The organism is Parasaccharibacter sp. TMW 2.1888, assembly GCF_023167265.1.
GTDB lineage: Bacteria > Pseudomonadota > Alphaproteobacteria > Acetobacterales > Acetobacteraceae > Bombella > Bombella apis.
Window position 1 is genome coordinate 1523757 of record NZ_CP030979.1, and the last position, 25772, is coordinate 1549528.

The 25772-nt window shown below is 59.0% G+C and carries 21 protein-coding genes; 17 read left to right on the top strand and 4 right to left on the bottom strand.

Annotated elements, in window-relative coordinates; all coding sequences use genetic code 11:
• Window positions 1–259 precede the first annotated feature (259 nt).
• Window positions 260–1378, top strand: a complete 1119-nt coding sequence (locus tag DTQ13_RS06975) for a glycerol dehydrogenase (RefSeq protein WP_081562951.1) — start codon at window positions 260–262, stop codon at window positions 1376–1378.
• Window positions 1379–1635: 257 nt separating this feature from the next.
• Here DTQ13_RS06975 and DTQ13_RS06980 read toward each other — a convergent pair whose 3' ends face one another.
• Window positions 1636–3147, bottom strand: coding sequence for a globin-coupled sensor protein (locus DTQ13_RS06980; protein WP_086431150.1), 1512 nt, complete (start codon window positions 3145–3147; stop codon window positions 1636–1638).
• Window positions 3148–3606: 459 nt separating this feature from the next.
• Between DTQ13_RS06980 and DTQ13_RS06985 the strand changes: the two genes are divergently transcribed.
• The 5 genes from DTQ13_RS06985 to DTQ13_RS07005 all read left to right on the top strand — a co-directional run bounded on the left by DTQ13_RS06985 (window position 3607) and on the right by DTQ13_RS07005 (window position 9215).
• Window positions 3607–4122: a hypothetical protein gene (locus DTQ13_RS06985; protein ID WP_143539797.1), complete on the top strand. Its 516-nt coding sequence runs from the start codon at window positions 3607–3609 to the stop codon at window positions 4120–4122.
• Window positions 4123–4201: 79 nt separating this feature from the next.
• A complete protein-coding gene (locus tag DTQ13_RS06990; protein WP_081562953.1) occupies window positions 4202–5407 on the top strand; it encodes a hypothetical protein in 1206 nt (401 codons plus the stop codon).
• Between the two features lie 127 nt (window positions 5408–5534).
• Complete coding sequence (locus DTQ13_RS06995) at window positions 5535–6758, top strand: hypothetical protein (protein ID WP_248460418.1); 1224 nt, start codon at window positions 5535–5537, stop codon at window positions 6756–6758.
• A 16-nt stretch (window positions 6759–6774) separates the two neighbouring features.
• Complete coding sequence (locus tag DTQ13_RS07000) at window positions 6775–7911, top strand: asparaginase (RefSeq protein ID WP_081562954.1); 1137 nt, start codon at window positions 6775–6777, stop codon at window positions 7909–7911.
• 74 nt (window positions 7912–7985) lie between these two features.
• Complete coding sequence (locus tag DTQ13_RS07005) at window positions 7986–9215, top strand: SMP-30/gluconolactonase/LRE family protein (RefSeq protein ID WP_248460419.1); 1230 nt, start codon at window positions 7986–7988, stop codon at window positions 9213–9215.
• A 103-nt stretch (window positions 9216–9318) separates the two neighbouring features.
• Here DTQ13_RS07005 and gpmA read toward each other — a convergent pair whose 3' ends face one another.
• Window positions 9319–10026: a 2,3-diphosphoglycerate-dependent phosphoglycerate mutase gene (gene gpmA / locus DTQ13_RS07010; protein WP_248460420.1), complete on the bottom strand. Its 708-nt coding sequence runs from the start codon at window positions 10024–10026 to the stop codon at window positions 9319–9321.
• 182 nt (window positions 10027–10208) lie between these two features.
• Between gpmA and DTQ13_RS07015 the strand changes: the two genes are divergently transcribed.
• Window positions 10209–10748 (top strand): HdeD family acid-resistance protein, encoded by a 540-nt coding sequence (locus DTQ13_RS07015; RefSeq protein WP_043560797.1) that lies wholly within the window; start codon window positions 10209–10211, stop codon window positions 10746–10748.
• A 68-nt stretch (window positions 10749–10816) separates the two neighbouring features.
• On the opposite strand, the gene DTQ13_RS07020 is transcribed toward DTQ13_RS07015, so the two are convergent.
• Entirely contained in the window at window positions 10817–11875 is a 1059-nt protein-coding gene (locus DTQ13_RS07020) for an isocitrate/isopropylmalate dehydrogenase family protein (protein ID WP_248460421.1), read from the bottom strand.
• On the opposite strand from DTQ13_RS07020, the gene DTQ13_RS09215 reads away from it, so the two are divergent.
• From DTQ13_RS09215 to DTQ13_RS07035, 4 genes are all read left to right on the top strand, one after another.
• The gene (locus DTQ13_RS09215) at window positions 11874–12002 is read left to right on the top strand and encodes a hypothetical protein (RefSeq protein WP_256462227.1); all 129 of its coding nucleotides are present in this window, start codon (window positions 11874–11876) and stop codon (window positions 12000–12002) included. The genes DTQ13_RS07020 and DTQ13_RS09215 overlap by 2 nt on opposite strands.
• Before the next feature lie 151 nt (window positions 12003–12153).
• Window positions 12154–13464: a citrate synthase gene (locus tag DTQ13_RS07025; protein ID WP_052349211.1), complete on the top strand. Its 1311-nt coding sequence runs from the start codon at window positions 12154–12156 to the stop codon at window positions 13462–13464.
• A 52-nt stretch (window positions 13465–13516) separates the two neighbouring features.
• Window positions 13517–16204, top strand: coding sequence for an aconitate hydratase AcnA (gene acnA, locus DTQ13_RS07030; protein ID WP_248461239.1), 2688 nt, complete (start codon window positions 13517–13519; stop codon window positions 16202–16204).
• A gap of 81 nt (window positions 16205–16285) precedes the next feature.
• Window positions 16286–16942, top strand: coding sequence for an invasion associated locus B family protein (locus DTQ13_RS07035; protein ID WP_192848003.1), 657 nt, complete (start codon window positions 16286–16288; stop codon window positions 16940–16942).
• 15 nt (window positions 16943–16957) lie between these two features.
• Here the strand turns inward: DTQ13_RS07035 and DTQ13_RS07040 are convergent, their stop codons facing one another.
• Window positions 16958–18163 (bottom strand): multidrug effflux MFS transporter, encoded by a 1206-nt coding sequence (locus tag DTQ13_RS07040; protein WP_086431146.1) that lies wholly within the window; start codon window positions 18161–18163, stop codon window positions 16958–16960.
• Window positions 18164–18344: 181 nt separating this feature from the next.
• Here DTQ13_RS07040 and DTQ13_RS07045 point away from each other — a divergent pair, with 181 nt between their 5' ends.
• The 6 genes from DTQ13_RS07045 to DTQ13_RS07070 all read left to right on the top strand — a co-directional run bounded on the left by DTQ13_RS07045 (window position 18345) and on the right by DTQ13_RS07070 (window position 25714).
• On the top strand, window positions 18345–19613 hold the full coding sequence (locus DTQ13_RS07045) for a glutamate-5-semialdehyde dehydrogenase (protein ID WP_248461240.1): 1269 nt from the start codon (window positions 18345–18347) through the stop codon (window positions 19611–19613).
• A gap of 237 nt (window positions 19614–19850) precedes the next feature.
• Window positions 19851–20252: a hypothetical protein gene (locus DTQ13_RS07050; RefSeq protein WP_248460422.1), complete on the top strand. Its 402-nt coding sequence runs from the start codon at window positions 19851–19853 to the stop codon at window positions 20250–20252.
• A 90-nt stretch (window positions 20253–20342) separates the two neighbouring features.
• Window positions 20343–20690 carry a hypothetical protein gene (locus tag DTQ13_RS07055; RefSeq protein ID WP_197981594.1) on the top strand — a complete coding sequence of 116 codons (348 nt, stop codon included), beginning with the start codon at window positions 20343–20345 and terminating at the stop codon, window positions 20688–20690.
• A 247-nt stretch (window positions 20691–20937) separates the two neighbouring features.
• Window positions 20938–22386, top strand: coding sequence for an alginate export family protein (locus DTQ13_RS07060; RefSeq protein ID WP_227449654.1), 1449 nt, complete (start codon window positions 20938–20940; stop codon window positions 22384–22386).
• Window positions 22387–22634: 248 nt separating this feature from the next.
• Complete coding sequence (locus DTQ13_RS07065; RefSeq protein ID WP_192848005.1) at window positions 22635–24164, top strand: hypothetical protein; 1530 nt, start codon at window positions 22635–22637, stop codon at window positions 24162–24164.
• Window positions 24165–24298: 134 nt separating this feature from the next.
• Window positions 24299–25714 carry an amino acid permease gene (locus DTQ13_RS07070; RefSeq protein ID WP_052349139.1) on the top strand — a complete coding sequence of 472 codons (1416 nt, stop codon included), beginning with the start codon at window positions 24299–24301 and terminating at the stop codon, window positions 25712–25714.
• Window positions 25715–25772: the final 58 nt, after the last annotated feature.

Genomic DNA, 25772 nt, shown 5'->3' on the forward strand with positions numbered 1-25772 from the left:
AACAGGATGCAATAATTTTCATATTGGTAATTGCGTTTGCCGGATATTCATCCCTCAATAAAGAGGGTTGTATTTGTCCTGTTATTTGCCAGCCATGAGGTGAGATCAGAGAGGAGGCGGGACACGCCTGTCACCTATGCATGGCAATACATGCTGGCATGTTGTGAAAGCCAGTAATGTCTTCTGGTCAAGTGGCGGGCGAAGGGGTAGCGTGGCGGGGTAACAAGGCCTTTACATATGCTTGAAGGAGATATCGAGCATGGTTGAGAAAACCCCGCGCACCGTTTCAGCCCCCAAGAAATTCATCATCGGTACGGGTCTGCTGGCCCAGCTGCATGACTATGTAAAAGATTTTGGCGACAACGCTTTCATCATCAGCGATGAATTCTTTGTGGAGCGTGTCCAGAAGGAATCCGTGGCTGGGCTGGAGAAAGCCGGGCTGAAAGGCACAGCCGAGAGGTTCGGCTGTGAATGTACGGATGCCGAGATCAAGCGTCTGGGCGAGCTGGCCAAGACACGTGGTGCCAATGTCATTGTCGGTATTGGTGGTGGCAAGACGCTGGATACCAGCAAGGCCGTTGCCCATTATTACAAGCTGCCGCTCATCCTCTATCCGACCATTGCCTCCACCGATGCACCCTGCATTGCGCTGGCCGTGATCTATACGGAGAAGGGCGAGTTCGACCGGTACCTCTTCCTGCCGCAGAATCCCGATGTCGTTGTGGCTGATACGGGTGTGATTGCCGGTGCACCGGTGCGCTTCTTTGCTGCTGGTATCGGTGATGCCCTTTCCACATACTTTGAGGCCCGTGCCTGCTACCGGTCTGATGGGGTGAACCTTTCCTGCAAGCGTCCGTCCCGTACGGGACTCGGTCTGGCCCGCATGTGCTATGACCTGGTCTGCAAGAATGTTGATCTCGCCATGGATGCCGTGCGCAACAAGGTGCCGACCCGGGCTCTGGAAGAAATGGTCGAGGCAACCATTTATCTCAGTGGGACCGGTGCCGAGACGGGTGGTCTTGCCGCTGCTCATGCCGTGCATAATGGCATGACCGCTATCGAGGATCTCCATCATGCCCAGCATGGTGAGAAGGTGGTCTTTGGTCTGATGACCCAGCTGGTGCTGGAGAATGCACCGAAGGAAGAGATTGAAGAGGTGCTGCGTGTCGTGCGGGCAGCTGGCCTGCCGATGACCCTCAAGGAGCTGGGTGTCAAGGAGTTTGTAGAGGCTGACTGGCGCAAGGTGGCCGAGATCGCCTGTGACAAGGACGATACGATGGGCAATCTGCCCTTCAAGGTCACGCCGGATGATGTCTATCATGCCATGGTGGCTGCGAACGCCCTTGGTGAGCGCTATCGTGCCGCCCATCAGGCCTGAAAAGGTCCGACAGGGTGAGGTCATGGCAACATGACCCATTAGGGAAAAGGTCCGGGGTGCTAGACTCCGGACCTTTTTTCATGGGGGATGGACACCATCAGTGATCTGTTGTTCAGTGGGGCCGTCTTCCGCTGTCTGGCCAGTGCGGCTTCAGGTTGGGTGGATGGTCAGAGAAGGGCGTTTGTTGTCCTGTCTGTCCTGTACTGCTCCATGGTGCAGTATGCCGACCGGCTGGAGGGGCACGGAGGCCCCCCGTATCATTTCTGTCCCCGGAGAACGAACCCATCCAGCAGCTGCCGTAGCTGGCGTGTCCGCTGGGCCATGTTGGAGGTGGCCGCAGAGGTTTCTTCCACCATGGCGGCGTTTTCCCGGGTGCCCTGGTCGATGGTGACGACGGCACCATTCACGTCCCGCAGGGCCGATGCCTGCTCAGATGTGGCCTTTGATATCTCTCTGAGATGTGTACCGATATTGGCCACGCTGGAGATGATGGTGTCGATGGCGCTGCTGGCATCCTTCATGATGGCTGAACCGGAATCAACATGGGTCTGGGAGGTATTGATGAGGTCCTTCACCTCTTCGGAAGCATCGCCCACCCGGTTGGCCAGTTTGCGGATCTCCTGCGCCAGGACACGGAACCCGCTGCCGGCTTCGCCCGCATGGGCGGCTTCAACACCGGTGTTCAGTGCCAGAAGATTGGTCTGCGTGGCAATGTTGGAGATGACGTTGGTGATCTTGTTCACGGCTTCGGCAGAACGTTCAATCTCTTCCATGGCCGTGCTGGCACGGCGGATCATGGTGCCGAAACGTTCCGTGATGGCCTGGCACTCCTCAACGAACTGGGTCGCCTCGCTGACACGGGATTCGGTGGAAGATACCGTAGCGGTGATCTGCTCCACGGCAGCGGCCGTTTTTTCGACAGAAGCAGCCTGCCGTTCCGTGCGCTGGGCGAGGTCCTGTGCCGCGCTGTTGATCTCATCAGCGGTATTGTCGATGCTCTCCGTTGCCTCGCTGATGGTATGAAGCGTCTGGCAGAGAGACGAGATGGCGTGATTGAGGTTGTCCCGCATGGGGAGGTAGGTATTGGGGAAGTTCCCATCCACCGTGTGGGAGAGGTTCTTGTTGGCAAGGGCGTCGATGATGTGGCCAAAGCGCTCAGTCACAAACCGGCGTTCTTCTTCAATGGCCTCATCCAGTTTGCTCATTTCTTCCTTGTTGAGCTTCTTGGCTTCATCAATGTAGATGGAAATGGTGAGGTCCATGTCCAGGAAGACGGCCTTGCTGAGGCTGGCGAGGGAGTCCGTCAGCTTGGAGAAGGACATCTTTGGGGGCAGCAGTGGTGCCGGAGGGGCCAGCTGGTTTGAGACATCTGCGATGATGTTGGCAAGCAGCAGGGCGTAGCCGCCGATGTACCAGCGTGGTTCCAGCCCGATTTCGGCGTGGGTCCGGCCGATGCGGCGCACCGTATTGGCATATTGCAGGCCGAAATTGGCACCTGCGATGTTCTTCCAGTAAGTCAGCTGCGCCTGTTTGGCTTTCTGTATCTGTGCTTCTGAGGAAAAAAAGCTTCTGGTCTGGGGGGTCCGGCGGACCGTGTCATAGAAGGCATCCAATGCCTTGGGCAGGCATCTGATGACGTATTTTTCAATACGGCGGATGGCCAGGCAGTCCTGTTCATCCAGCTGGAGGAAATGCAGCCGCTCTCTCAGGTTGTCAGTATCCTCAAGGCTTTCATTCGGGTTGTGCATGATAGCTGAAAATTTTGACATGATTCCCTCGTGAAGTAACAGATATTACCATGAATAAGACTTAAAAAAGCCTTTTTAAAGCCTTGTGGCGGATGGAAGCCTTCTGAAGTATTAAAAGAAATCTTATTTTAATATATTTGGTGTTCGTGTAGCCTGATGTTACCTTCTTCAGCATGTTGCGTTAACCATCTCATGCCGTTCCCTCTCTGAGGGCCAATCCCATTGGCTGTGTGGCTGTGTGGCTGTTGGCGAGGGCGAGGGGCATGAGGCTGGCCCATCAGCAACCATGTTACGTTTTTGTAACGCAGGTGTGTTTTATGGCATTCATGTCATGAATTGCCAGTATTCATCAGGGAAAAAGCCAGATTCCAGCATGAGGATGAGGTTGTGCGTGGGGCGTGACTGACCCCTGAGGGGGTGTGCGAGGCTCCCTGTTCTGGTAGAATGGGCCCCGGCAATTTTTTCATCCAGGAGGGGGCCATGGCCACAACCGCCAAAATCAGTGTTACTCTTGATCGTTCCAAGATGCTGAATTTCAATTCATCCATGTATGGGCCTGAGTTCCTTGAGCGTATTCTGGAGGCTGTGAAGGCCATTGCGCCCGAGCCTTATCAGGTGCAGGCCAATTTCGGGTCCGACATTGCTACGGTGGATGTCACCACGACAGAGGATGTTGAAGAATTTCCCGATACGGCAGCAATCTATGCGGCCATCCGGAAAACCTACGAAGAATGGAACCATGCCGTCCGTCAGATCGACGAAGAAAAGCTGGCTGACCTTCCGTTCGCCAAGAACCAGAAGCTGGTGAAGACGGAAGAGCATCGTGGTGAAGGCGATGCGTCCGACCGCTTCCTCGTCATTGATGTACATTATGATGATGAGGGTTTCATCGTGTACGAGATTGAAAAACTGGACCACGAGGGCAAGCCCATTCCCGATACCCGGGAGGCTGTCTCCTTGGAATATCTCGAGGAAATTTTTACAGCAGCTGAGTAAAAACGGGTCGCAGAAAAGCCACCATGGACCGTGATACGTGTGTGGCTTTTCGTTGAGTGTTTGGGAGAAAGGTCCCGAAATGTTCCAGTTTCTGTCTCACGGTCTGTCGTCGCTTTTTGCGCAGAGTCCGGAGCTGGCTTTTTTTCTTTCCATCGGTCTTGGTTTTTGGATAGGTCAGATAAAGATCGGTACGTTCCAGCTCGGCGGTATTGCAGGGTCGCTGGTGATGGCGGTCCTGATCAGCCAGTTTGGCGTCAAGATGGATTCTGACCTCAAGATCGTTCTTTTCGTTCTTTTCATCTATGCGGTGGGGTATAGCAGCGGGCCCGATTTTTTCCGCTCTCTGGGGCGGCAGTCCCTGCGAGAGATCATGCTGTCCGTCATTCTGGCTGTCAGCGGGTTTGCAACGGTTGTCGGGGTAGGGCGTCTGTTCCACCTGGACAAGGGCATGGCGGCCGGTCTGGCGGCAGGAGGGCTGACGCAGTCTGCCATCATCGGTACGGCCAGTTCGGCCCTTGCAGAGCTGGGATTGTCCGCTGCACAGTTGCAGCAGATGCAGGCCCATGTGGCTGCAGGTTATGCCGTGACCTATATTTTCGGTTCCATCGGTACCATCATTTTCTGTGTGGATATCCTGCCTTTCTTCATGCGGCGTGACATGAAGGCCGATGCCCTGGCGGCAGAGGCAGGGGGACTGCCGGAGGATGTGGGGGGTGAGACCGAGCAGCGTGGCGTTGTTCCAGCGGCGACCGATCTCGTCTACAACATGCTCGGCGTGGCTGTCGGGCTGGTCATTGGCCTTGTGGTCATCCGTGTGTGGGGTATGTCCCTGACGCTCGGTTGTGGGGGTGGGGCACTGATGTCCGGCCTGCTGTTCGGCTGGTGGCACAGGCGGCACGCCGGTTATGGGGAGATGCCGTCGTCTGTCTGTTCCTTCTGGGGCAATTTCGGTCTGGCTGGCTTCGTGGTGGTGACGGGGTTGCAGACAGGCCGGGAGGCTGTGGAAGTCATTGTCCATCAGGGGGTGCTCCTCCTGCTGCTCGGTATGGTGGTGACGATCCTGCCGCTGGTCATTACGGCGCTTATTGGCCGTTTCTTCATGGGGTACCGGAATGTCGCCCTGTTTGCCGGGGCCCTGTCGGGGGCACGTAGTGCCAACCCGGCCTTCAGTGAGGTCCTGGCCAAGGCAGGCAACAACACACCGGCCATCCCTTTTGTCATTACCTATGCCGTGGCCAATGTGCTGCTGACTCTTCTGGGGCCGTTCATTGTGGCTTTCGGGTAGGCTGTTCGCTGGCATCCATCCCGTCTGGATGGAACGTCCCATAATCGGTAAGTAATGTTCTGTAGAGAAAGCCTGGTTGGGAAACCGCCAGGCTTTCTCCATGACTGTTTGGAGAAAAGGTCACGGCATGTTCCAGCGTCTGTTTCACGGGTTGTCTCATCTCTTTGGAGAGAATCCAGAGCTGGCTTTTTTCCTGTCCGTCGGTTTTGGCTTTCTGATCGGGCGCATAAGGATAGGCGTGTTTCAGCTTGGGGGCGTGGCAGGGTCATTGTTGGTGGCCGTGCTGATCAGCCAGTTTGGTGTGCATGTGGGGTCCAGCCTCAGGACAGTACTGTTCATCCTGTTCATCTACGCTGTGGGATATCGCAGTGGCCCAAACTTTTTCCGCTCTCTGGGGCGGCAGTCCCTGCGGGAGGTGGCACTGGCGGTCATCATGGCCATCAGTGCGTTCGGGACCGTTATCGGGGTTGCGCGGCTGTTCCATCTGGACAAAGGCATAGCCGCCGGTCTGGCGGCAGGGGGGCTGACGCAGTCTGCCATCATTGGCACTGCCAGTTCCGCTCTGGAGAAGCTTGGCCTCCCTCTGGCTCAGGTGCAGCAGATGCAGGCGGATGTTGCTGTCGGCTATGCCGTGACCTATATCTTCGGGTCCATCGGCACCATCATTTTCTGCGCCACCATTCTGCCACTCTGCATGCGTCGCAATTTGCGGGATGATGCGCTGCAGGCAGAATCCCTGCCAGAAGATGCGACGGAGGATACGCTGCCTGCTGTCCAGAATGGGACGGTCCAGCGGACTGCCGTGCCGGTTACGACGGACCTTGTCTACAATATGCTGGGCATGGCGCTGGGGCTGCTGTTCGGGCTTGTGGTCGTTCATCTGGGCGGGGTGCCCATCACGCTGGGCAGTGGTGGTGGGGCCCTGCTGTCCGGCCTGCTTTTTGGCTGGTGGCATGGGCGACATCCGGGCTACGGCGCCATGCCGTCTTCTGTCTGCCTGCTCTGGGGCAGTTTCGGTCTGGCAGGTTTCGTCGCAGTGACAGGCCTTCAGACAGGTGGGCAGGTCGTGGCGATCATTACCCGCCAGGGGGGAACGATTCTGCTGCTGGGCATGATCGTCACCATCGTGCCATTGGTGATCACGGCTCTTGTCGGGCGTTTTCTGCTAGGGTATCGGAATGTTGCCCTCTTTGCAGGGGCTCTTGCGGGGACACGCAGCTCCAATCCGGCTTTTGGTGAGGTTCTGGCCAAGGCTGGCCATGGCAGCCCTACTGTTCCCTTTGCCATCACCTATGCCGTGGCCAATGTGCTGCTGACCCTGCTTGGTCCGCTCATCGTGGCTTTCGCATAAGAAAGGGCCGTCCATCATGACCATCCGACACACGCTGAACAGTCTGAAACCCCATAAGGGGGCCCGGCGCTGCCTGAAGCTGGCTTTTTCCGCTCTCAGGGTTCTTCCGCTTGGTACCGGGCTGGTGGCCGCCACCCCGGCTTCGGCGCAGGCAGGGCAGGGCATGGGGCGGTTGCCCCGTGTGCTCGTTCTGGCCACGGGGGGGACCATAGCGGGAAAGGCGGACCCACGTTCTGCAATCGGTTATGATGCAGGCTCGACAACGGGGCAGCAGCTTGTGGCCGCTGTGCCGGGTGTGGACAGGCTGGCCCAGCTTCAGGTGGAGCAGATCGCCAACATTCCTTCGCAGGACATGAATCACAAGGTCTGGTTCCGGTTGATGGAGCGCATCAATCAGGCTTTTGCCCGGCATGAGGCCGATGCCGTAGTCATCACCCACGGGACGGATACGATGGAGGAGACAGCCTTCTTTCTGGATACCGTCCTGCATCATGACCAGCCTGTGGTGATGACAGGGGCCATGCGTCCGGGCTCGGCCATCAGTGCGGATGGTCCGGCCAACATTTATGAGGCAGTCAAGGTGGCAGCCCATCCGCAGGCGAAGGGGCGGGGGGTGCTGGTCGTGCTGAATGATACCATCCATGCGGCCCATTGGGTCAGCAAGGCGGACAGCACGGTCCTGCAGACCTTCGTGTCCCGACAGACAGGGCCTGTGGGTATTGTGGACCCTGCCGCTGTACGCTTTTACGGGCCGCCGCGGCCCCGTCTGTTCCTGTCCCTGCCGGATGGAGCAACGCTGCCTGCTGTGGATGTGGTGTATGCGCATGCGGACATGGATGGTCGCCAGATTGATGATGCCATCCGTGCCGGTGTGAAGGGGATCGTCATTGCTGGAATGGGGGATGGCAATGTGTCGGCCCAGGCCATGCAGGCGTTGGACAGGGCCGTCCGGGCGGGGATTGTAGTCGTACGTTCCAGCCGTGTCGGTGACGGGTTTGTCAACCGTGATGTGGAAGTGGATGATGAGGCCCATCACTTCGTGGCGTCATATGACCTCAACCCGCAGAAGGCCCGTCTGTTGCTGCAGCTGCTCCTGGCCGGTGGGGTGCAGGATGTCCAGGCCGTGCAGCGTGCTTTTGCCTTCGGGTATTGATTGCGTCGTGCTGAGTTCTACCTTGGTGTGAGTGCTGGATGTCGGCATGAAACGGGCCGGGGGAGGATGTGAATATGGATGGACCGATGCGGGATGGAAAAGCAGGGGCTGGTGGTTCTGCCGGCCGTCTGACACGCCGCGGTCTGCTGGCGGGTCTTGCAGGGGTAGCGGCGTCTCCCGTGGCGGGACATGCTCTTGGGTCCATCGTGTCGGGTCCGAGTGTGATTTCCTCCCCGCCCCGGACATGGGGTGCGGAGGAGACACCGGTCAATCTGCCCGACCCTGACGTGCTGGCGCTTGATCCATCCTTCGGGCTTGTGAATTACGGCAATGCTCCCTTGCGGAAGCTCTGGCAGGGGGCTGGCTGGCTGGAAGGCCCGGCCTGGTGTACGGTCGGGCGTTTTCTGCTGCTGAGCGATACGATCACGGGGTGCCAGTATCGCTACGACCCGGAGGATGGGCCGCAGGGCCATGTGAGCCTGTACCGGCGGGAAAGTTTTAATGCCAATGGCAACACGTTTGATACTGAAGGGCGGCTGGTGACCTGTGAGCATGGGATGCGCCGGGTCATACGCTGGGAGCATGATGGCAGTGTCACCGTGCTGGCGGACCGGTACAGGGGCAGGACGCTCAACTCTCCCAATGATGTCGTGGCAGCACCCGATGGCAGCATCTGGTTCACAGACCCGGCCTACGGGGACGGAGTGGTGGAAGGCCACGCCGATGTGGATGGTCCTGCCAATCCCCAGCGTCATCTCAATCCTTATCTGGATGCTGAGCTGACAAGCCAGTATGGCGGGTTGCGTCGGCAGGAGGATCATATCTTCCGGGTGGATGCAAAAACCGGGAAGGTGGAGGCCGTGCTGGGGCAGAAGGATGTGGCAGGGCCCAATGGTCTCTGTTTTTCCCCTGATGGTAGCCGGCTCTATGTGGCGTCCTCTGGTGTGGGCCCTGGTGCGCAGCCGCCTTTGCCGGACCATGCCATCCATGTGTTCGACCTGAAACAGGGGCGGCCGACCAACGGGCGTCTCTTCACGGATTTTACGCTGGCTGGCCGGGCCATGCGCCCTGATGGCCTGCGCACTGATGTGGAGGGCAACCTCTGGTGCGGTGCTTGGGGGCCGCTGGGGCTTTGCGGTGTGTTCATCTATAATCCACATGGCCAGATGATTGGCCGTATCCGCCTGCCTGTCGGCTGTTCGAACCTCACTTTTGGGGGGCCGAAGCGCAATATCCTCTATATGTGCTGCGGGACGGCCCTGTTCAGCCTCATCACGGCCACGCAGGGTGCGGGGCACAGCTGAAGTCCTTTGTAGAGTTTACCCACAGTTTCCGCGGATGGAATGGTGGATGATCTGGGGATGAGCGTGTGAATAGCGGGTATGGAAAGGCGGGCAGGGCTGTCTGTCATGTCGGGGGAAGAAGATAGCCGATGCGGTGTACTGCTCCAGCCTTGTCAATTTCATAGGTAAGTGGCGTGCCTGTCGGGATTTCCAGCGTCTGCGTTTCCTCGGGGGACAGGCCGTCCAGATGGCCGATGAGGGCCCGCATGACAGTCCCATGCGTGATGACAAGCAGGGACTGGCCCTGCCGCAGGGCTGGCAGCAGCGTGTCCTGCCAGTAGGGCAGCACCCGCTTCATGGTCATGGCCAGACTTTCGGCGCAGGGAAGATCGCATCTAGGGATGGAGGCATAGCGGGGGTCGTTCCCCGGATGGCGCGGGCTGTCCGGCTTTACAGCTGGCGGTGTGACGTCAAAACTCCGGCGCCATTGCTGCACCTGTTCCCGGCCGTAGCGTGCGATGGTGTCGTCCTTGTTCAGCCCCTGCAGGGCACCATAATGGCGTTCATTCAGCCGCCAGCTCCTGTATTCCGGCAGCCATGACTGGTCCAGCTCGTCCAGACAGTGATGCAGTGTGTGGATGGTTCTTTTCAGCATGGAGCTGTGGGCTGCATCGAAGCGGAAGCCGTGGTGCCGCATCAGGCGGCCTGCCCTGCGGGCTTCCTCATGGCCGTTGGCGGAGAGGTCCAGATCATTCCAGCCCGTGAACAGGTTGGCCTCATTGCCCAAGCTCTGCCCGTGGCGCATCAGCACCAGCTTTGCCCCCGTCATCATGAGGGTCCTCCTTTCTGCTCCATGCCGTACTGTCATGCATGTGCGCATGGCAGGCCAAGATGGCAGGATATGTCAGGCTGGAAAAGATGGCAGGCATCATTATTACGCATGGCTTCTGATACTTGTCAGAAATGTGAATATACGTCATCCTTTTCAGGGAAGATTATGGAGGGATAAGGCTCATGACTGATAATCAGCAGAAAAATCTGGTAAAGCAGGAAGGTAATTGTGGAATCGTCATGGGGGTCCTGATCGTCCTCACGGGTGTGCTTGTGGCCATGACACCCGTGCTGAGCATCATCTCTCTTACGGCCCTCATTGCAGTCGGGCTTCTGTTCGTCGGGGTTTTCACGCTGGTGGATGTGTTCCGCCGGACAGGCATGGAACGCCGGATGCTGGATGGTCTCCTGGGTATTTTCTTCATCATCCTGGCCATCCTGATCTTCTTCAATCCCGTAGGGTCGGCCATCGGGCTGACGATCTGGGTTGCTGCATGGTTCATCGTGCGTGGCGTGATGGAGCTGGCCGGAATGGGGGCTTCGCCTTATGGCCGCAGCTTCATGGCGCTGGATGCCATCGTCAATATTGTTCTGGGCGTGACACTGTTCTGCATCAACCCGATCACGGCACAGGCGGCGCTGGGCTATTATGTGGCCATCAGCCTGATGTTCTGGGGCTTTTCGGTCATCCATCGCAGCATCCTGCTCAAGCATCTGGTCTGAGCCCTGCTTTCAGGCCTGGATGAGGTCAGAACCCGGCCAGAAAAGGCCGGGTTTTTTCATGTTCCGGTTCAGGGTCTCTCCAGGGCGTTTATGACGGCCCTGGTGAACTGGTCTGTTGTGGCAGTGCCACCGAGGTCGCCCGTGCGTGTGCCGTTCTGGAGTGTCTGGATGATGGCGGTTCTCAGGCGGGTGGCCAGGGCTGCATGGTTTGTGTGGTCCAGCATGAGGGCGCCTGCGAGCAGGAGAGCCGTGGGGTTCGCCCTGTTCTGTCCGGCAATGTCGGGAGCGGAGCCATGCACGGCCTCGAAGATGGCCATGTCTTTTCCAATATTGGCCCCCGGAGCCAGTCCCAGCCCACCTGTCAGACCGGATATCTGGTCGGAAAGGATGTCACCGAACAGATTGGTGGTGACAATCACATCAAACTGGGAGGGGTCAAGGCAGAGCTGCATGGCGCAGGCATCCACGATCCGTTCATCACAGGCGATGCGCCCTTCATAACGGGCGGCAACCTTGCGTCCTGTTTCCAGGAACAGGCCGCTCATCAGCTTGAGGATGTTGGCCTTGTGGACCAGCGTTACCTTTCTGCGACCATGGGCCAGTGCATGGTCAAAGGCATGGGTCACGATGCGTTCGCATTCGGCCCGTGTTGTATAACCAGCTGAAAGAGCCATGCCCTGCGGGTCATCGCCCTGGGGAAGATAATAGTCACGGGCGGCGTAATAACCCTCGATATTTTCCCGGATGAGCACGATGTCCAGCCTGTCATAGCGGCGCAGGTCATCCCGTGGGAGAAGAGTACGGGCAGGGCGTATGTTGGCGTAAAGGTCGAATTTCTGGCGCAGTGTGACATTGACGGAGCGGAATCCCGTGCCGCTGGGCGTGGCCAGCGGTGCCTTGAGGGCAAGGCGGGTGCGTTCCAGGCTGCGGAGGGTGGCGTCCGGCAAAGGGGTTCCTTCGTCTTCCAGAGCATGGACTCCGGCTTTCTGCTCGTCCCAGAGGAAGGGGGCGCCAAGGGCCGCCAGAACCTCTTTTGTGGCCCGTGTGATTTCCGGGCCGATTCCATCACCGGGAATCAGTGTTACGGGTATGGGTTGTCCTGCTGTGGAGGATGTGTGGGCTGACATGGGGGAATTCTCCCTGAAAATGGGGCTGTGTGCCCTCTTCATGCCCGTGGTGGGTGAACCTTTCTGTCTGGCCGGTGGCATGATCCAGCCAGAGAGCACCAGCTCATCATGCTTCATGGGAATGTGACAAGAGCTGGAAGATAAAGATTTTTTTGTAGAGCATGATGCTTGCGGGGGCAGGAACCATGTGCGTTACTCAAATATAACGATACCGAAATTAAATGGACTGTTCCGGTGTTGTTTCGCAGGGAGGTCACATCATGGGGATCCGTGAAGTAATGGCAGCACAGCAGGATGCCGGGCAGTGGGTGCTTCGCAGGGTGGAGGGAACCGCGCAGGAGGTGCCGCTGGGCAGCATGAAGGGGCAGCTGGGGCCGGATGTGGTGGACATGCGGACCCTCTACCGGCGGGCGGGTGTGTTTTCCTATGACCCCGGTTTTGCCAATACGGCATCCTGCATGAGTGCCATCACCTATATTGATGGTGAGGCCGGGATATTGCTGCATCGTGGCTACCCGATTGAGCAGCTTTGCCAGAAAGCGAGTTTCCCGGAAGTCGCCTGGCTGCTGTCACACGGAGAGCTGCCTGATGCACGGCAGAAGGCCCGTTTCGAACATGGGTTGATGGCTGAGGCACATCTGCATGAGCAGATACGCAACTTCTTCAACGGGTTCCGGCGGGACTCCCACCCCATGGCCATGCTCTGCGGGACGTTGGCTGGCCTCTCCAGCTTCTATGGCAATCAGGGAGCGGACCAGCGGCACCGTATCACATCAGAGGAGCGGGAGATGTCTACCCTGCGGCTTGTGGCCAAGATGCCGACTCTGGCAGCCTGGGTCTACCGCTACAGCCGGGGGTTGCCGCTGATCTACCCCCGTCCGGGACTGAGCTATGCGGAGAACTGTCTGCACATGCTCTTCTCCATGCCGGAAGCAGCCTGGGAGGTGAATCCGGTTCTGGCACGGGCCTTCGAGAGGATTCTGATCCTTCATGCCGACCATGGGCAGAATGTTTCTACATCCACCGTGCGGACGGTGGGGGCCACGGGGGTCAATCCTTTTGCGTGTGTCGCTGCTGGTGTGGCGGCGCTCTGGGGGCCAGCACATGGCGGTGCGAACGAGGCCGTGCTGGATATGCTGGATGAGATCGGTACGGTGGACGGCATTCCGGATTTTATGAACCGTGTCAGGAATCAGGAGGATGGTACGCGGCTGATGGGCTTTGGCCACCGTGTTTACAGGAATCTGGACCCACGGGCCGGGCTGATGCGGAACATCTGCCATGAAGTGCTGGCAGAGCTCGGGATGGATCATGATCCCCGTCTCGAGCTGGCCATGAAGCTGGAAGAGACAGCCCTGAATGATGAGTATTTCATCTCCCGGCGGCTTTATCCCAATGTGGATTTCTATTCCGGAATCATCCTCCGGGCGATGGGGATTCCGTCCTCCATGTTCACGGTGTTTTTTGCCGTGGCCCGTACAGCGGGATGGGTTGCCCAGTGGAAGGAAATGCTGGAGAGCCGCGCAGGCATCAGCCGTCCCCGTGCCCTTTATGTCGGGCCGGACAGGCGGGATGTGCCGGCGTCCTGAGGAGCAGCTGGCTGAAGAAACAGGGCACGAGACTGGCAAGCGGGAGGGCATGATGACTGGAACAGACAGGACAGCCGGGCAGGGGGGCATTCCATGGCAGAGGCTGGAGCATGAGGGGCAGAGTTATCGATATGTATCGCTCCCCCAGGCTCTGGCCGGAGCGGGGGAGAAGGCGCAACGCCTGCCTTATGTGTTGAAGATCGTTCTGGAGAACGTGTTGAGGCAGGGGCAGCATGATGCGGCGGCGCTGGTGACGGGTTGGGCTGAGACCTGCCATGCCGAAGGTGAGATTCCGTTCCGTTCGGCCCGTATCCTGATGCAGGATTTTACAGGTGTTCCCGCTGTGGTCGATCTTGCCGCCATGCGTGACGGCATGAAACGGCTGGGTGGTGATCCGGAGGAGGTCAATCCGTTCATCCCTGTAGATCTTGTGATCGATCATTCCGTGACAGTGGATGTGGCGGGGCAGAAAGATGCTCTGGAGCAGAATGTGGCCCACGAGTTCAGCCGCAACCGGGAGAGGTACAGCTTTCTGCGCTGGGGGCAGCAGGCATTCGACAATTTCCGGGTCATTCCGCCAGAGGCCGGCATCTGCCATCAGGTGAATCTGGAATATCTGGCTCCGCTGGTCATGCGGAAGGAGGAAGAGGGCGTGACAACCCTTTTCCCGGATACGGTCTTCGGAACAGACAGCCATACGACCATGATCAACGGCCTTGGTGTTCTGGGCTGGGGTGTTGGTGGCATCGAGGCCGAAGCCGCCGCCTTGGGAGAGGCCATTGCCATGCGTCTGCCCGATGTGGTGGGGGTGTATCTGGAGGGACGGTCCGCTCCCGGCGTGACAGCGACGGACATCGTGCTGACCCTGACAGAACAACTCCGGGCGGAAGGGGTTGTCGGCAAGTTTGTGGAGTTTTTCGGTCCGGCGCTGGATCACCTGCCGGTGGCGGATCGGGCCACCATTGCCAACATGGCACCTGAATATGGAGCGACCTGCGGCTATTTTCCACCCGATGCACTGGCCATGGACTATCTGACCCTGACAGGCCGTTCGCCGGATCATGTCCGGCTCGTGGAAGCGTACCTGCGGCAGCAGAGACTGTTCCGGGAGGGTAATGAAACACCGCTTTTCACCACTGTGCTGCGTCTGGACCTGGGGACTGTGAAGCCTTCTGTTGCAGGGCCGAAAACACCCTCTCAGCGTCATGACCTTCCTGCCGTGGCAGAGACCAGCCGGGCCGCCTTGGCGGCCGAAGGACAGGGGGATGTCCGTTTCCCCATCCGCACGAAGGATGCCGCCCTTGCGGGGGAAAGCCTTGGTGCCGGGGATGTCGTGCTGGCAGCCATTACATCCTGCACCAATACATCCAACCCTGCGGCCATGCTGACAGCAGGGCTTCTGGCCCGGAAGGCCCTTCAGCGGGGCCTGAAGGTGGCACGGCGCATCAAGACCTCTCTGGCCCCGGGCAGCCAGGCCGTAACCCGGTATCTGGAACGGGCCGGTCTGCTGGAGGATTTCAGTGCGTTAGGGTTTGAGATCGTTGGTTATGGCTGCACGACCTGCATCGGCAATAGCGGCCCCTTGCAGGCTGACATTGCCCGGACGATCACGGAGCATGATCTGACAGTTGCCGCAGTGCTGTCCGGGAACCGTAATTTCGAGGGGCGTGTTTCCCCTCATACGAAGCTGAATTACATCACCAGCCCACCGCTCGTGATGGCCTATGCATTGGCCGGGACCGTGACACGGAATCTTGCGGTGGAACCTCTTGGCCATGATGAGGCCGGTCAGCCTGTCATGCTGGCCGATATCTGGCCCGGCGGGGATGAGGTGGCGAATCTCATGGCGCAGTCCGTCGTGGCGGAGGCCTTTGCCCGTGGCTATGCGACTGTGGAGCAGGGGCCTGCCCAGTGGCAGGCACTGGGAGACGGCAAGGCCGGTGCAACGTTTGCGTGGGATGGGTCTTCAACCTACATCCAGTCACCGCCGTGGCTGGAGGAGGCTGCCGGCGTGACGGGGCCAATCCGCAAGGCCAGGATTCTGGCCCTGTTCGGGGACAACATCACGACGGATCATATTTCTCCGGCCGGAACGATTGCCATCGGTTCGCCTGCTGCCCGGTATCTTGAGGAGCATGGCGTCTCACCGGCGCAGTTCAACTCTTATGGCAGCCGCCGTGGGAATGATCGTGTCATGGCACGGGGGACATTTGCCAATATCCGTATCCGTAATGAGATGATCCCCGGTAGTGAGGGTGGCGTGACCCGGCACTGGCCAGATGGGGAGGAAGGAGCCATTTTCGATGCTGCTGCCCGGTATCAGCAGGAGCAGGTACCGCTGGTGGTGGTAGCGGGGCGGAATTACGGCATGGGGTCATCACGGGACTGGGCAGCGAAAGGCCCCCGTCTCCTGGGGGTAAAGGCTGTCATTGCCGAGGATTTCGAACGGATTCACCGGGCCAATCTGGCAGGGATGGGGGTTCTGCCCCTTACCTTTCCCAAGGGGGTGACCCGTCAGACGCTCGGCCTGACGGGGCAGGAAGAAGTGAGCATCGACCTTCCGGCCCGGCTTGAGCCCCGGCAGCCTGTCCGTGTGTGTTTTACGGCACCGGATGGCATGGAGCAGGTCGTGCAGGCCACCCTCCAGCTGGAGACGGAGGCTGAGCTGGCCTATGTCGCCCAGGGGGGTATCCTGCCTTATGTGTTGCAGCGCATTGCGGATGGCGGGAGCGTGCGGTGACGGCATGGTCCATGTTTTCCTGATGATGTGTGTGCCGGTTGGTGTTACGGTGGCGGCATGACCGTAGAAGGAGAAAGAAAGATGTTCAGATGCCCTCATGCCGTCATGGTGATGACACTTGGTCTGCTGTCTGCCGTGCCAGCTTCTGCGGCTGGGCCGAAGGATGGTCGGGCCGCAGCTGTGGAAGCCGTGACGGAAAAAGGGGGAGGTCTGCCGGAAATCATGGCGGCTGAACATCCGGGAGTAACGGCCCGGTCCGCTTTTGCCGGGCCATGGCGTTATGGTTGTGCCTATCCGGCCAAGGGCAGCCGACAGGGGACGCAGTTCTGCACCATCCAGCTGGAACGCATGACGGGGACGACGATGGATAGCGGATTTTTCCTGCTGGCTCATGCCACGCCAGACCTCATCAGGAAGCCGCTGGCCCAACAGCCCTGGCAGATCAGCCTGAACCTGCCGACACGCTTGCCGTTCGACATGAAGGCCACTCTTCAGCTGAGCGTGGATAACGGGCAGGCCGTGCCTTTGCCCCTGCAATCCTGTGACGAGACAGGCTGCATGGCCCAGCAGGAGCTTCCGGTCAGTGCCGTGCAGGCTCTGTCATCGGGGAAGACGGCACAGCTGACGGCGAAGACGAAAACGGGCGAGACATGGGCCTATGAGTTCCCGCTCTCCGACATCCAGACGGGGATGCAGCAGATCGCAGGCTGGCTGGAGCGGGGCGAGCTGAACCCGTAAGAAGCGGGCCGGCCTTCAGCCCTTCCTGCCATCACGGATGAGCAGCAGGAAGACGAGGCTGAACAGCGAGGCCACGCAGATGATCGTGGCCATGGGGCGGGGTGTGGCATCTGCCAGCAGCCCTACCAGCCCGGACCCGATGATGCCGCTGCCATAATGGACGGCTCCCGTCATGGCGGAGACGGTGCCCGCATGGGCGGGGTCATCATGCAGGGCACCGGAGAGGGAATTGGCCACGATGAATCCGGCCATGGCGACATAGAGGAAGAGCGGCAGGAACAGCCCCCACAGTCCGCCATAATCAGTCCAGACATCAGCGACCAGCCAGAGCGAGACCAGAACGCTGATGATGACCCCCATGACAAGCAGCCTGTCGCTGCCCCATGCGTGGACCAGCCGGGCATTGATCATGTTGGCCGTCATGATGCCCACGATGCCCATTCCGAAGAGCAGCGCATAGAGCAGGGAGGAGGCGTGGTGGTAGCTGATATAGGCAAAGGGGGAGCCGGAAATGTAGGCGAACGTCCCCGCATAGTAGCAGCCGCCGGCACAGGCATAGCCCAGCAGGCGGGGGCGGCGGATGAGGTGGGCATAGTGTGAGAAGGCATGGAGAACGGAGTGGGGGCGTTCATCCCGCTTCGGCAAAGTCTCCGGCAGGAAGAACAGGCTGCCGAGCATGATGAGGCCCACACAGACCAGACTGACGAAGATGGCCCGCCAGCCCCAGAAGGCCAGAATCTGTCCGCCAACCAGCGGGGCCAGCAGAGGCGTGATGGCCGTGACGGTCATCAGTGTGGAGAGCATCTGGGCGGCACGGTGGCCGTGATAGAGGTCCCGCACCATGGCCCGGGCGATCACGACATTGGCGCAGGCCCCGATGGCCTGAAGGAGGCGGAAGGCGATGAGCGTCGTGATGGAACCAGCAGCGGCACAGCCTGCCGACCCGAGAGTGAACAGGACCAGCCCGATGGCAATGGGCAGCCGTCGGCCATAATGGTCACTGACCGGCCCCCAGATGAGCTGGCTGAAACTGAACCCCACCAGATAGCCGGAGATCGTCCAGGCCATTTCACCTCCCGGCGCCTGCAGGGCCTGCGCCATGGTGGGCATGGCTGGCAGGTAGAAATCGGTGGAGATGGCCGCAAACCCCATCAGGACGCTGAGAATCCCCAGCAGGCGGAGGGAGTGGACGGTTGGTGGCTGTGTGGCGGTGGAGGACATGCCTCAAGAGATGCGGGGCCGTTGTCGGCCTGTCAAGCAGGGGCGGTACATGGGCATGGCGGGTTTCTGCCGGAGTGACCTTGCCATGCCGGTCCAGATCGGCACGATGGGGCTGGTGATGGATGGTGCGGATCATCCGGCAGCGGGAGGCCGGGCCGGTGGAGATGGAGGAGAAAGACCCATGCCGACAGGAACGCAGACGGACGCTCACGTCCCGCCCATGCATGTGCTGGCACGGCGTGCCCGTGAGGCAGCCGGGATTCTGGCCGTATGTCCGGCAGGGCAGCGGACGGCGGCACTGCGCCATGTGGCCGCAGGCTTGCGGGACGGAACGGAAACCTTGCTGGCTGCCAATCGCCGGGACCTTGAGCAGGCCAGTCTCAGCCCGTTCTTTCAGGAGAGGCTGACCCTGACGGCGGAACGGCTTGAGGGCGTGGCCCGCAGCGTGGACGCCCTTGCGGGCCTGGAAGACCCGGTCGGACAGGTTCTGGCCGCATGGCAGCAGCCGAATGGCCTGAAGCTGCGTCGTGTGGCCACGCCACTTGGCGTGCTGGGGATGATCCATGAGGGGCGGCCCACCATCGGGGTGGATGCGGCCATTCTGGCCATCCGGTCCGGCAATGCCCTGCTGCTGCGGGGCGGGCCGGAGAGTTTTCACAGCACACAGGCCCTGCATCATGTGATCCAGCAGGGGCTGGCCCGTGCTGGCCTGCCGGAGGATGCCGTGCTCATGGTGCCGGATGCCGGGCCGGAGCATGTGGGGGACATGCTCCGTGCAGCAGGGCTGATTGACGTGACCGTGGTCCGTGGCGGGCGCGCGCTGGTGGAGCGTGTGCAGGCTGAGGCACGGATGCCGGTTCTGGCCCATGCGGCGGGGCTGTGCCACAGCTACGTCCATGCGGCGGCGGATCATGAGCTGGCCCGGAGGGTCGTGCGCAATGCCAGGCTGCGCCGTCCCGGCATCTGTGGGGCCACGGAAACGCTCCTGATCGACGCTGCCATTGCTCCGGGTCTCCTGCCGCAGCTTGTGGCCGATCTGGCAGCAGAGGGCTGCACCTTCCGGGCTGACGAGGCCGCCCGCAGCATCCTGCCGGAACTGCCCGCTGCCACGGAGGAAGATTTTGCCACGGAATGGCTGGACAAGGTTCTGAACATTTCCGTTGTGGCAGGGGTGGATGCGGCACTGGCGCATATTGTCCGCTTCTCGTCCCGTCATACGGAGGCGATCCTGACGGAAGATGAGGCCGTGGCGCAGTATTTCATGCAACGTGTCCCCAGTGCCATCGTGATGTGGAACACCTCGACGCAGTTCAGTGATGGTGGTGAATTCGGACTGGGTGGGGAAATCGGCATCATGTCAGGCCGCCTGCCGCCCCGTGGCCCGGTTGGTCCGGCCCAGCTCATGACATGGCGTTATGAGGTGCACGGAACAGGGCAGCTGCGCCCGTGACGGACCGGGATGATCCTTCCAGACCATTCCTGAACCGGAACGGGCCGTGCATGGTCATGTAAACGGATCGTGACGTGAAACCGTTTGATGCGCTCCGGGAGGGCGGTTGACGTGCGGGGCGGGGCAGAAGGTGGTCTTCATCAGGAAGAGCTGTTGAACTGAAACAGCTTGACGTGATGGCCGATATTCGCAGAAGGTGGTCTTCATCAGGAAGAGCTGTTGAACAGGAGATGCCCCATGTTCCGAGATGAGATGGATACGACCCGGCCAGGTGAGGCTGCTGCCAGCCATGAAGGCGAGGGCGTGTCATCCGTGGGCAGGTGGGCGTTTTTCTCCGGTGTGGCGGCTCTTGTCATTGGTCTGCTTCTCGCCGCTCCTGTAGTTGCCGAAGCTGCTCCCCTCTCCATTCCTGCCACCATTACCATGACCATGCCCAAGGGTAGCGAGACAGTCATGGTCTGTACGTCCAAGCTGAATCTTTCGGACGTACAGGTTGCTTGTCGTCCTACTGAGAAGGTCGTCAAGAAGTTCCTGATAATGGCAGGGATTTTCGAAGTGGTTGGCATCGTCCTTCTTGTTCTTCTGATTGAGGGCATTGCCTTCTTTCTTCGGAAGCTGTGGTCACGGAGGAAGTCATGACGTTCTTGTGTGAACACTGGCCTCGTCTGTTTGCGATGAACATCCTTCCCATTGGATTCAATATCGGCATCACAGTCTATGCCTGTGCGAATGGCATCATCTCGTTCCCAGTCTGCTGTTGCCGTCAGCTATCTGCCGCAGGAAGACAGCGATGCCCGTGAAGTCGCCGTACTGATCCAGAAGGCCGGACGGAAAGCGGTGTTTCTGCCGGGTGACATACGGAAGGAGACGACCTGCCAGAAGATCGTTCACAGGGCCGTTCTGGACGCCGTTGCAGGTCTGTGGCGCTCAGCCGCAGTCCGTCGTGCAGCATTTCGGGGAGGAGACACCCTAGTACCGTCCCGGACAGCCGGTGGAGATTGCGCCGGTCTATGTCACCCTGGCCTCTCAGGAGAGCAGCTACGTGACCGGGCAGGTCTGGGGCATCACCGGCGGTGACGGCGTACCGGGCTGAGGGAAGGCGGGCTGCCTGTGGAGAACATGAGGCGCAGGCTCTTTCGAAATATTTTTCCGAGATCGTAACATTCTCTGGGCTGCATTCTCTGGATTATATGGCAGACATGAGGTAATAAGCCGCCAGAACAGCCTGAGAATAAGGATGGTCATGGCGGCAAGGGTGCGGAAACTGCTTTGTACAGCTGCAATGTCGGCTGGTGTTTTTACCGCTTCTGAAGCATCTGCGGACGTGACCCTGTTTTCCCGCAAGGATATCACCCTGAATGCCGCTCTCGATATTGGGGGTGATGCCTTTTATTTCCCCAATGCCAATTTTGGCACGGGCTCTTATGCACCGCACAAGGCGGGTTATTACACACGCACGAAAAATGTTGGTCTTGGTGAGCTGTATGGCCAGCCCATGCTTTCAGGCACATGGCAGACCCCGTGGGGTTTTTCAGTGTTCGGGTTGGTTTCGGCCATCGGGTCCACGACGTTGGGTGACGGCGATGCAGAGAGCGTGAGCCAGACCTCCGGCACGCCCCGGCAGGTGAATCTTGAGGATGCCAATCTGGGTGTGAAGATTCCGCTGAATGGGAAAAGACGTCTGATCATCGAGGGGGGACGGCAGAAATTCCAGATTGATGACGGTTTTCTCATGGGGAAGGGAGCCTACAGCTCTGGTGAGCGTGGGGCCTGGTGGTATGCGCCCCGGTTTGCTTTCTCCGGGCCGGGGGTCATCAAGTATGAGGGGACATCCATCCGGTCCGATGTGTTCATGCTGGAGAACAACAGCAACAACCGGCAGACCTACGGCAATGACAAGCCGGAAACGAAGTTTGTCGGTTTTGACGTGACGCTCTTCCGCAGCCGTCCGGATGGAGATGGCGGCTCGTCCTACGGAGACCGGGCGGCCTATGTCACGCTGACCTATTTCTATGTCCGCCATGCCGACAAGGGAGCGGCCTACGATTACTCCAACAGGGCGGACCGGCAGGGTATGAGCGTGACGGCCCTGAGCTGGGGGGGAACGCCCTTTGCGATGAAGAGCCGCCCCTTCACGAAGAACATCACCTTCTATGGCAATTTTGTTTCCGAGCAGAACAGCCACGCAGGCAATGGGTACAAGGGGGTCAGTGCCTATGCCGTCTATGTGGAACCGGGCTATACGTTTTCCCGGGTTCCGTGGCGGCCTCATGTTTTCTACCGTTACACCCGCTTCAGCGGGGGGCGGGATCCCCACAGCCGGACGAAGCACAATTACGATACGTTTTTTCTTTATGATGGTGCCCGTTACACGTACGGTGGTTACTGGCCGGGGGAGATTGTGGGGAACAACATGTCCCCACTCTCCAACATGGAGGTCCATCAGTTTGACATTACCGGTGTGCCGCCCGTCCATCTGCTGAAGAAGGATGATGAGCTGAAGCTTGGCCTGCATTTTTACGATCTTGCCTATCTGTATCCCACGGGCGCAGGCCTGCCTGCGGGTACGAAGCGACATATGTCGGATGAAGTCAACGTTTCAGCAGAATATGCTTTTGATGCGAATACATCCGGTGCGATTGCAGCGGGTGCTGCCTTTTCTGGTCCAGCAGGGCGGGCACTGGCCAAGGCTGGCGTGCCGGATGGACAGACCATGCCGAAGATCCATGGAGCTTCCGGTGTAATGGAAATTTATTTTTATAAACATTTTTAATATTAGCGCCCATCATTCCGTTTCTGTTCTTCTGTCCGGTTTGATACGGAACAGGGCGTGGAAGGGTTACTAAACTGCCATTTAGAGCGTGTTTTCGTGAGGCAGTATCGTCATGATGAAGAAAAAGAATAAATTTTATATTGTCTCCATTTCATAGACTGTACTGATAAACAAGTCAGACGGTCGATAGACAAGGAACGGTTCTTCTGTAATAAAATTGTGAGGAAAATTTCCAAAAGGTTCCTCATATGTCATCAAAACTGCGGAAACTCTTCGTTTCGTTGGCCGCTTTGGGCAACGTTTATGTGATTTCTGACGCTTATGCTGACCAGACACTTGTTGCGACCAGAAACATTTCTCTCAAGGCCTCTCTGGATATTGGGGGTGATGCGTTCTTTCTGCCCAATACCAACTTCGGGACAGGGTCGTACCGTGAAAAGCGGACGGGCGGCTATGCCCTCATCAAGGATACGACGTATGCCGAGCTGTACGGCAAACCCATTCTTGCAGGGCAGTGGAAAACGCCCTGGGGGTTCAGCGTATTCGGGCAGGCATCGGCCATTGGCTCCACGACATTGGGGGATGGCGATGCCGAGAGCATTTCCCAGACGACACGGACCCCTCGTGCGGTCACGCTGGAGGAGGCCAATCTGGGCATAGACCTGCCCTTCAACAAGGAGCGGAAGCTGATCATTGAGGGAGGACGGCAGAAGTTCCAGATTGATGATGGCTTTCTGATGGGGAAGGGTGCTTACAGCTCCGGGGATCGTGGCGCCTGGTGGTATGCGCCCCGGTTTGCCTTTTCCGGCCCTGGTGTCATCAAATATCAGGGGAAGGCGCTGCGGGCGGATGTCTTCATGCTGGAGAACAACACCAACAACAAGCAGACCCGCAATAATGACAGGCCGGAGACCAAGTTTGAGGGGTTTGACATCACATGGTTTCGCAGCAGGCCAGGAGGGGATGGCGGGGCCGTCTACGAGGACAGGGCGGCTTATCTGACCCTGACCTATTTTCATGTGCGGAAGGCGAATATCGGTTCAGCCTACGACTACGCCAATCGTGGGGACAGGCAGGGGATGAATGTCAGTCAGCTGAGCTGGGGTGGTACGTTCGTGCCCATCCGGGCGCTGGGCATCTCAAAGCACTTCACGCTCTATGGCACATTCGTTTCCGAGCAGAACAGCCATGCGGGCAATGGTTACAAGGGGGTCAGTGCCTATTCGACATATATCGAGCCAGGCTATACGTTCACCAGCCTGCCATGGAAGCCGCACGTCTTTTACCGTTATACCCGTTTCAGCGGGGGGAAAAACCCACATAGCCGGACAAAGCACAATTATGATACGTACTTTCTGTACGATGGGCGCCGGTATACCTATGGTGGCTACTGGCCGGGGGAAATCACGGGCATGTATCTGTCTCCCCTGTCCAATATGGAGATCCATCAGGTGGATCTGACAGGTGTCCCACCTGTCCATCTGTTGCGCAAGGCGGACGAGCTGAAGCTCGGCCTGCATTTCTACGACCTGTCTTTTCTCTACCCCACAGGGTCGGGTTTGTCCCGCAATGTGGGGAGCCACATGTCGGATGAGCTTGATTTCTCCGCAGAATACACGTTTGATGGCAACACATCAGGAGCGATTGCTGGCGGTGTTGCTTTTGCGGGGCCAGCGGGAAAGGCACTGGCAAAGGCCGGTGTTCCGGGAGGCATGCCTATGCCGCCCATACATGGGACATCAGGTGTGCTGGAGCTTTATTTTTACCGTCACTTCTGAGAAGGAACGGAGTTTTAATCTGTTCCGGCTTCCATTTTGACAGTAGATGTTACAAAATGGGAATGACTTAGCGGAGAACCCGTCATCTACTGGATGGGCGATTTGCACGGCCAACTATTCATAAGGACCTTTTCATGAAGGAACCCACCACTGACCAGGCTCAGGCCGAAGATAAGGGGCTCTCGAGTCGTCATATTGCGATGATTGCCCTCGGCGGCGTGATCGGCGCCGGGCTTTTTGTTGGTAGCAGTGCCGCCATTGCCAAAGCGGGACCAGGCATTGCGCTTGTGTTCGTTGTCGTCGGATTCCTGATCATGGGGATCATGCGGATGCTTGGCGAGATTGTTGTCAGCGACCCGGGGCGTGGCTCCTTCGTGGAGTATATCCGCCTTGCGCATGGTGACCGGATCGGCTTTGCCTCCGGCTGGCTCTACTGGTTCTTCTGGGTGGTCGTGATCGGCTCGGAAGCCATCGCTGGTGCCATGATGCTGCGGGACTGGATCGACCTGCCTGTCTGGCTGCTGTCGATCATCCTCATCCTCAGCATGAAGTTTGTGAATTTCTTTGCCCCGAAGATTTTTGGTGAGTGCGAGTTCTGGCTTTCCAGCATCAAGGTTTTCACCATCGTGGCCTTCATCCTGCTGGCGCTGCTGTATGTCCTGCATGTTTTTGGTCCGGGTGTGCCGGTCCATCACAACCTGTTTGGTCGTCGTGGGCTCTTCCCCAACGGGATCGTGCCGCTGCTGGCGCTGGTGCCGACCGTGCTGTTCACCATGATGGGCTCCGAGATCTCCACCGTGGCGGCGTCCGAGACGTCTGATCCGGGGCAGAATGTCTCCCGTGTGACGCGGACACTCGGCCTGCGCATCATGATGTTCTACGTTTCCTCCATCTGCCTGATCACGATGATCGTGCCGTGGTGGAGCCTGTATCCGGGCAAGTCCCCGTTCGTGGCCGTGCTTCAGACCATGGGTGTGCCGGGTGCTGCGCTGATCATGCAGATCGCCATCCTCAGCGCCGTGCTGTCCTGCCTGAACTCCAGCATGTACATCACGTCCCGCATTCTGACAGAGCTGGCCATCCAGGGTGATGCCCCGGCGTTTCTGGTGCGTACGTCGCCGGACAAGGCGCCCCGCATGGCCATTACCATCAGCTCCGTGGCTGGTCTTCTGGTCGCCTTCTCCTCGATCTTTGCACCGAGCGAGATTTTCGGCTTCCTGCTGAACTGTAGTGGTGGTCTGATCCTGCTGACTTATGCGCTGATTTCCACGACGTACATCGTGCTGCGCCGCCGGAGCAAACGCTCTGGGACGAGCAAGCACTTCACCCTGCCGCTTTTCCCGTATCTCAGCCTCCTGTGCCTGGGTGCCATCATTCTGGTATTCGTGGCCATGCTGATCAATCCGGGTGAGCGCAACACGGCTTTTGCTTCTCTCGGTACGGCGGTCGTCTGCTACCTGATGGCCTGCAACTTTGCCAGCCGTCTGGCTCCCGTAACGACGGAAGAGCCGGCTGCGGTTGAAGAAGAAACCGGTAAAGAAGGCGAGTAAGCTGGAGGAAGAGGGAAGGCCTGCCTCCCTCTTCTGACAGAAGAGTCTTTTCTGAAGA